The sequence below is a fragment of the Enterobacter cloacae complex sp. P38RS genome (assembly GCF_014930775.1).
Classification (GTDB): domain Bacteria; phylum Pseudomonadota; class Gammaproteobacteria; order Enterobacterales; family Enterobacteriaceae; genus Enterobacter; species Enterobacter bugandensis.
Genome location: NZ_JADBRS010000016.1, coordinates 133,348 through 140,792, shown reverse-complemented (window position 1 = coordinate 140,792; position 7,445 = coordinate 133,348). Strand labels below are relative to the sequence as shown.

General features: G+C 60.4%; 5 protein-coding genes. 3 read left to right on the top strand and 2 right to left on the bottom strand.

Features of this window, described 5'->3' with window-relative positions:
* The first annotated feature begins 124 nt into the window (after window positions 1–124).
* From malZ to IM303_RS17905, 3 genes are all read left to right on the top strand, one after another.
* Entirely contained in the window at window positions 125–1,942 is a 1,818-nt protein-coding gene (gene malZ / locus IM303_RS17915; protein ID WP_193360141.1) for a maltodextrin glucosidase, read from the top strand.
* Between the two features lie 85 nt (window positions 1,943–2,027).
* A complete protein-coding gene (locus IM303_RS17910) occupies window positions 2,028–4,649 on the top strand; it encodes a DUF2339 domain-containing protein (protein WP_193360140.1) in 2,622 nt (873 codons plus the stop codon).
* Window positions 4,646–6,031, top strand: coding sequence for a DUF3999 domain-containing protein (locus IM303_RS17905; RefSeq protein WP_193360139.1), 1,386 nt, complete (start codon window positions 4,646–4,648; stop codon window positions 6,029–6,031). Before IM303_RS17910 ends, IM303_RS17905 begins: the two co-directional genes overlap by 4 nt.
* A 43-nt stretch (window positions 6,032–6,074) precedes the next feature.
* On the opposite strand, the gene IM303_RS17900 is transcribed toward IM303_RS17905, so the two are convergent.
* Window positions 6,075–6,677 carry a peroxiredoxin C gene (locus tag IM303_RS17900; protein ID WP_003859113.1) on the bottom strand — a complete coding sequence of 201 codons (603 nt, stop codon included), beginning with the start codon at window positions 6,675–6,677 and terminating at the stop codon, window positions 6,075–6,077.
* A gap of 127 nt (window positions 6,678–6,804) precedes the next feature.
* The gene (acpH, locus tag IM303_RS17895; RefSeq protein WP_041911095.1) at window positions 6,805–7,386 is read right to left on the bottom strand and encodes an ACP phosphodiesterase; all 582 of its coding nucleotides are present in this window, start codon (window positions 7,384–7,386) and stop codon (window positions 6,805–6,807) included.
* Between the last annotated feature and the right edge of the window lie 59 nt (window positions 7,387–7,445).

Here is a 7,445-nt window from a genome sequence, read left to right as displayed (position 1 = left end):
CCTCCCGGGAGAGGGGATTTTTGCCTCCTCCCCCGTCCTCCTCCCCCAATAAATTTCGTCATGGTGAGCTATCCTTAACCACCCTGTGGCAAGGTGACGTCAATTTCATCAGAGGGGATTCGTGATGTTAAATGCCTGGCACCTTCCGGTTGCCCCATTTGTTAAGCAAAACAAAGACAACCTTGTGATTACGCTCTGGCTGGCGGGGGAAAATCAGCCGGAACGCGTGACGCTCCGCGCCGAAATTGATAACGAAGAGACCGGGCTGAAAATGCACAAGCTGCGCAGCCAGCCGCAGCCGGGGATTACGGCGTGGCGGGCGAATATCGATTTGCGCACCGGGCAGCCGCGCCGTCGCTATAGCTTTAAGCTTTTATGGAACAACCGCCAGCTGTGGTTTACCCCGCAGGGGTTTAGCCGTTTCCCTCCGGCCCGGCTGGAGCAGTTCGCCGTCGATTACCCGGATAACGGCCCGCAGTGGGTTAACGATCAGGTCTTTTATCAGATTTTCCCGGACCGCTTTGCGCGCAGCGAAAAACGCACCGCCGGCCAGGACAAGGTCTATTACCATCATGCCGCGGGTCACGACATCATCCTGAAAAAATGGGATGAACCGGTGACGGCGCAGGCGGGCGGCTCGACGTTCTACGGCGGCGATCTCGACGGCATCAGCGAAAAGCTGCCGTACCTGAAAAAGCTCGGCGTGACGGCGCTGTACCTCAACCCGGTGTTTAAAGCCCCGAGCGTACACAAATACGATACCGAAGATTATCGCCACGTTGACGAGCAGTTTGGCGGTGACGAGGCGCTGCTGCGCCTGCGTAAGAACACCCAAAAAGAAGGCATGCGCCTCATTCTGGACGGTGTCTTCAACCACAGCGGCGATTCGCACGCGTGGTTTGACCGGCATAACCAGTCGATGGGGGGAGCATGCCATAACCCGGATTCGCCGCAACGTGACTGGTACAGCTTTAACGAGGAGGGGCGCGCGCTGGACTGGCTGGGCTACGCGAGCCTGCCGAAGCTGGACTTCCAGTCGCCGTCACTGGTGAACGAGATTTACGGCGGGGAAGACAGCATCGTGCGTCACTGGCTGAAGGCGCCGTGGAATATGGACGGCTGGCGTCTGGATGTAGTGCATATGCTCGGTGAAGCGGGCGGGGCGCGAAATAACCTTCAGCACGTGGCCGGGATCGCGCGTTCGGCGAAAGCGGCTCAGCCGGAGGCGTTTGTCTTTGGCGAACACTTTGGCGACGCGCGCCAGTGGCTGCAAAATGATGCCGAAGATGCGGCGATGAACTATCGCGGCTTTACCTTCCCGCTGTGGGGATTCCTGGCTAACACCGATATCTCCTACGATCCGAACCATATCGACGCCGAAACCTGCGCCGCGTGGATGGATAACTATCGCGCTGGCCTGTCGCATCAGCAGCAGCTGCGGATGTTTAACCAGCTCGATAGCCACGACACCGCGCGCTTTAAATCCCTGCTCGGCAAGGATGTGGCGCGTCTGCCGCTGGCGGTCACCTGGCTCTTCACCTGGCCGGGCGTACCGTGCATTTACTACGGAGACGAAGTGGGGCTGGACGGCAACAACGATCCGTTCTGCCGCAAAACCTTCCCGTGGGAGGCAGAGAAACAGGATAAGGTGCTGTTCAGTCTGTATCAGCGGCTGGCGAAGCTGCGCAAACAGAGTCTCGCCCTGCGCTACGGCGGCTGCCAGGTGGCGTACGCCCACGATAATGTGGTGGTCTTTGTCCGCGTCTATAATCAGCAGCGCGTGCTGGTGGCGATTAACCGGGGCGAGGCCTGCGAAGTGGTGCTGGATGATTCGCCGCTGCTTAAGGTGGCGACGTGGACGAACAAAGAGGGCAAGGCGACGATACAGGATGGCGTGCTGGCGCTGCCTGCGGTATCCGCGACGGTCTGGCTCGGCAGCTAATGCGCTAAAGTTTCCCCTTTTAAGATGGCGCAAATGCAACGATTTGTGTCAATCTTAACGGATCGTTTACGGTGAAGGTGGAAACATGGACGAGCTTTACATCCTTGGCTGTTTATTCCTGGTTTTTGCGCTGCTGGTTGCCCCCGTGCTTGCGGTTATCGGGTTTAATCGAAGCACGGCGGCGCAGCAGGAGATCGCCCGGCTACGCCAGCGCATTGAGGTGCTTGAGCAGCGCGGCGCAGCTCAGGTAGCGCCGGAGACAGAACAGGTGCATGCGGTCACTCCGGCTGTCGTGACCGCGCCGGTGGCTGAGGACGCGCCCGCGCCTGTCGATCCCTGGCGTCCCGACATTCCTACAGCCGAGGCAAAACCCGCTCCGGCCCCTGCGCCTGCGGCTAAACAGCCATCTGCCTTTGGCGGCATTGTGACGTCGCTGACGCGCTGGTTTATGCAGGGTAATCCCCTGGCGAAGCTTGGCATTCTGCTGCTCTTCCTCGGCCTCTCTTTCCTGCTGCGCTATACCGTTGAACACTCCCTGTTCCCGCTTGAGCTGCGCCTGGTGGCGACGGCGCTGTTTGCCATCGTGCTGCTGGCGGTTGGGTGGCGGCTGCGGCACAAGCAGCCGATCTACGCGCTTATCTTACAGGGCGGCGCGACGGGCATTCTCTACCTGACGGTCTTTGGCGCCTTCCGGCTCTGGCAGATGCTGCCGACGACGCTGGCCTTTGCGCTACTGGTGGTGATTTGCGCCGCGAGCGTTGGGCTGGCCGTGCTGCAGAAAGCACTGAGCCTTGCCATGCTGGCGAGCCTCGGCGGGTATCTTGCGCCGCTGCTGCTATCTACCGGGGGCGGCAACTTTGTGGCGCTGTTTTCCTTCTATCTCCTGCTTTCTATCGGCATTCTCGCCATCAGCATCTGGCAGCACTGGCGAGAGCTCAACCTGCTCGGGCTGCTCTTTACCTTTGGCGTGGGCGGCCTGTGGGGGCTAAGTGAGTACCAGCCTGAAGACTATTGGATCTGCCAGCTGTTCCTGATTGCTAATACGCTGATATTCGGCGTGCTGAGCGTGGCGCTGTCGCTGCGGGCGCAGGAGAAAGGAAAGCAGATTATTGACGGCGTGCTGCTGTTTGCCCCGCCGCTGATAGGCTTTGGGATGCAGTACGGCATGACGCAGCACTGGGAATATGGCCCTGCGCTGAGCGCGCTGGGATACGGCGCATTTTATCTCACCCTCGCGTTCCTCGCCCTGCGGCGCTATCCCTCCCTCGGACGACCGCTGGTTCTTGCGGCGCTGGCCATCGGCGGCGGGTTTGCCACGCTCGCCATTCCGCTGGCGCTCTCCGCGCGCTGGACGGCGATGGCCTGGGCGCTGGAAGGGCTGGGTATCCTCTGGCTGGGCATGCAACAGCAGCAGCGGCGCATGAGCTATAGCGGCACGGCACTGCTGGTGCTGGCGCTCGGCAGCGCGCTGTGGGCGCAGATGAACGGCGTTACGCCGCTGAGCCTGCTGCTTATCTTCGCCATCCTCAGCCTTTGCTGGCTGGCTGCGGCCTGGCTGTGGCGGAACCTCTTTCTGCCGGTTAGCTGGGCGCTGCTGGCAGGCGGGCTGCTGTTCTGGCTCGTGGCGCTATTTGGCGCGTCGCGGCTGGTGTTGAAGCAGGAACTGCCTGTTCTGGCAGGCGTGCTGGCGCTGACGGCGGCGTCGGTCTGGGGCTGGCGGCAGGCTGCCGTTCGTCTGGCATGGCGGGAGCTGGATGCCAGCAAATGGCTGCTGTGGCCGCTGATGCTGCTGATGGTGGGTTATCAGCTCTCGCACCAGCAGATGTTTGCCGCCGGCTGGTCAAATCTGGCCTGGGGTATTGCGCTTCCCGCCGCGCTGATGCTGCTGCGGCGCGACGGCGCCCGTTTAGCGCCGCGCATCTCTATGGGGCTGCATCTGGCGCTGTTCTGGATGATATTACTGACGCTGGCGGCGGAGCTTTACTGGTTTGCCCGGTCGCTGCCGTGGGGCATGGCGGCCTGGGGCAGCGGGCTGGCGATGGCCGCAGGCGGCGGGGTGATTATGGCGCTCTCTGCGGCGGTGCGCCGTAGCGGGTGGCCATTCCGGGAGTGGCCCGAGCTCTACGCGTGCATAGCACCGATCCCCGTGCTCGCGGCGCTGCTGGTATTGCTGGTGGTGACCAATTTCCAGGACGGCGTGGTTTATCGTCAGACCTGGCTGCCGCTGGTGAACCCGCTTGAAGAAGGCGCGGCGTTCGCGCTGCTGGGGCTGGTGGTCTTTTACCGGGCGGTGGATCGCTACTACCCGACACAGCTCTCGCAGGCCCGTCCGTGGCCTGTCGTCGCGATTATGGCGTTTGGCTTCTGGTGGCTTAACGGTGCGCTGATGCGCGCCCTGGCCTGGTACGGCGACGTGGCCTGGAATATGGCGTCGCTGTGGGATTCGCGGCTGATCCAGACCTCGTTTGCCCTGTTCTGGATGCTGAGCGCGCTGGTCATCATGGTCCACGCCACCCGTAGGGCTTCCCGTCAGGAGTGGCTTGGCGGTGCCGCGCTGCTGGGCGTGGTGATGGTTAAACTGATGCTGGTGGACAGCGCGGGTGGAGGCGGTCTGTCGCGTGCGGTGGCGTTTATCGGCGTGGCAATACTGGTGCTGATTGTGGGGTATTTCTCGCCGCTACCGCCCAAAACAGGAGATGAAAAATGAAATGGATGAAAGCGGTAGCTTGTACCGCTCTGCTGGCGCTTGCAGGCCCGGCGTTCTGCGACGAGGTACAAACGGAATCGCCCCGGGACTATGCCTTTGGCCGCTCGCTGGATACGTCTGCTCCTTCCCAGTGGTATCGGGTGACGCTGCCGCTCGCCGTCTATACGCAGAGCACGTCGCCGGATCTGCATGACGTTCGCGTCTTTAACCAGTCGGGCGAGCCGGTTCCTTTCAGCCTGGTCACCGCGACGCGTCCGCAGGCGGCAGCGCAATCCACGGCGCTGCGCCTCTTTCCTCTGGACGCCTCACCGCTTGCGCCTGCGCGTGGGGATGAGGGCAGCGATAAGATCCTGCTCCGTTCCGGAAACGGCGTAGAGATTGTGCTGGAGGGGCAAAAAGCCGCCGCAGCCGGGCAGCATTATCTGCTGACCCTGCCGGAGCAGTCTACGGGTGAGATTGCCCTGTCCCAGCTGCAGCTGCTCTGGAATACCCCGCAGGCGCCGTGGCAGGGAACGGCGTCGGTCTACTACAGCGAGGATCTTAAGCGCTGGTATACCCTGCGCGAGGATATGCCGCTGCTGGACGTGATGAGCGGGCAGGATCGTCTTAAGCTCGATCGGATCGATACCGATATCGTTTTGTCTCCCGATACGAATCGCTATCTCCTGGTTGTGCTGAATGCTCAGAGCCAGGGGGTGACCTTAACCGGCGTTAACGCGATTAGCGCTCCTGCGCGGGCGACGCCGGACGCGATCGCTCTTGAGGGGGTAGGGGAGCAGCTATCGACAAGCGAAGCGCAGTGGCACTGGGCGCAGCCGCAGCCGCTGAGTGCTATCAGCATTTTACTGAATGGCGACGGCGTCCTTCCCTTGGAGATAGCGTGGCGGAGTACGGAAAAAGACACATGGCACCCCCTGAAAAAAGAGGTGCTTTACCGTCTGGAGGGCAAAACGTCTCCACCGGTTTCGCTTAGCGGAGGCCTGGTGCAGGCGGTGAAAATCACGACGCTGAATGCGCGCCTGCCGGAATACCTGCCGGGCGTCACCGGGCATCGTGACCGCTATGATTTGGTGTTCAACGCGCAGGGAAAAGCGCCATACGTGCTTGCCTGGGGTAATGGCGCTGCAAAGCCTGCCAGCGTGGAGCCTGACATGCTGATCCCAGCCGACCTGCGCAAAACCTATGATATGGAGCACCTGCCGCAGGCCGACATTCTGGATGATGTCGCGTTAGGCGGCGAGGGGCGTCTGACCGCTACCTCTGCGTCCGAGCGGGAGAGCCGGATGAACGCGCTGCTGGTGTGGGGCGTGCTAATTGCGGGCGTAATTCTGCTGGCGGGAATGGCCTGGCGCATCTGGCGAGAGACGCAGCGTAAGGCATAAAAAAAGGCCCGCATAAGCGGGCCTTCTTCGTAAACCGTGCCGATTACAGGCTGGATACGTTCTCTGACAGGTATTTAGCAACGCCGTCTGGGGAAGCAGCCATACCTTCTTTACCTTTTTCCCACTGAGCCGGGCACACTTCGCCGTGCTCTTCGTGGAACTGCAGCGCGTCAACCATGCGCAGCATTTCGTCGATGTTACGACCCAGCGGCAGATCGTTCACAACCTGGTGACGAACGATGCCGTTTGCGTCGATCAGGAAGGAACCGCGCAGCGCAACGCCAGCGTCCGGATGTTCGATACCGTAAGCCTGCTGGATTTCGCGTTTGATGTCCGCAACCATCGCGTATTTCACCGCACCGATGCCGCCGTTTTCGACAGGGGTGTTACGCCATGCGTTGTGTACAAATTCAGAGTCGAAGGAGACGCCAACCACTTCCACGCCACGCTTCTGGAATTCTTCATAACGTTTGTCGAACGCGATCAGCTCAGACGGGCAAACGAAAGTGAAGTCCATTGGCCAGAAGAACAGAACGGTCGCTTTACCGTTGGTGTGCTGTTTGAAGTTGAAGTTTTCAACGATTTCACCGTTGCCCAGAACTGCTGCAGCTGTAAAATCCGGAGCCGGACGAGTTACCAGAACCATATGATTCTCCTGTAGATACTAAGGTTATTTGGAACGCAACGCGAGCCAGTATAGAGAGTGTTCGTTGATAAGACAAAGAGGTGGTGACAATCGTTCCGCCAGCTTTTACCTATCAATGATCGTGCTGTCAGAGCTGCTTGTTTTTCGCCTGCGCCATCATGCGCGGATAGAACTGCCAGAATTGGCTCTCCAGCGCATCGTAATGCTCATCCAGGTCGTACCAGGAGTCGCGCAGCGCATCCAGCCGCGGGCGACGGCTCGCCATACCATTCAAGACATTCTGGATAAAGTCCATCTCGCGATAGCGCTCCAGCCAGCGTTCCGACCATAGGTAGTTATTCAGATTCACAAAGCGCGGCGGCGAATCGGGCAGAATGATCGACACCTGCTGGTGGGCGTAGCGCACAAACGCCGGCAACGGCATCTCCGGCGAGAGCTGTTCCCAGTGGCGAGACAGGAAGTGGTCCCACATCACGTCGAGCGTGATCGGCGCAACGCGGCGCGTTTCAGGGCGAAACCACGCTTTCGCTTCCGTCACCTCGGGCAGATTATCAGTGATGACATCAATGCGGCGGTGCATAAAAATCCCGTCGACAACCTCGGGAGAATACGCTTCAGCGGGGTTGCCGCGCACGAAATCGGCCAGCAAATTGCCGGAAAGGGAGCTGTCAGCGAGGTGAGCGAGATGCAGGTGAGCGAGAAAATTCATGCGTTTTATTTGTCCAGTGGCGGCTAGTTGTTGCAGCAAAAGGGTGTGAGCACTAGACT

Bases quoted from the DNA above. Each gene is read 5' to 3' on its own strand.
- acpH (WP_041911095.1), bottom strand. From the start codon at position 7,386: ATGAATTTTCTCGCTCACCTGCATCTCGCTCACCTCGCTGACAGCTCC.
- IM303_RS17905 (WP_193360139.1), top strand. From the start codon at position 4,646: ATGAAATGGATGAAAGCGGTAGCTTGTACCGCTCTGCTGGCGCTTGCA.
- IM303_RS17900 (WP_003859113.1), bottom strand. From the start codon at position 6,677: ATGGTTCTGGTAACTCGTCCGGCTCCGGATTTTACAGCTGCAGCAGTT.
- IM303_RS17910 (WP_193360140.1), top strand. From the start codon at position 2,028: ATGGACGAGCTTTACATCCTTGGCTGTTTATTCCTGGTTTTTGCGCTG.
- malZ (WP_193360141.1), top strand. From the start codon at position 125: ATGTTAAATGCCTGGCACCTTCCGGTTGCCCCATTTGTTAAGCAAAAC.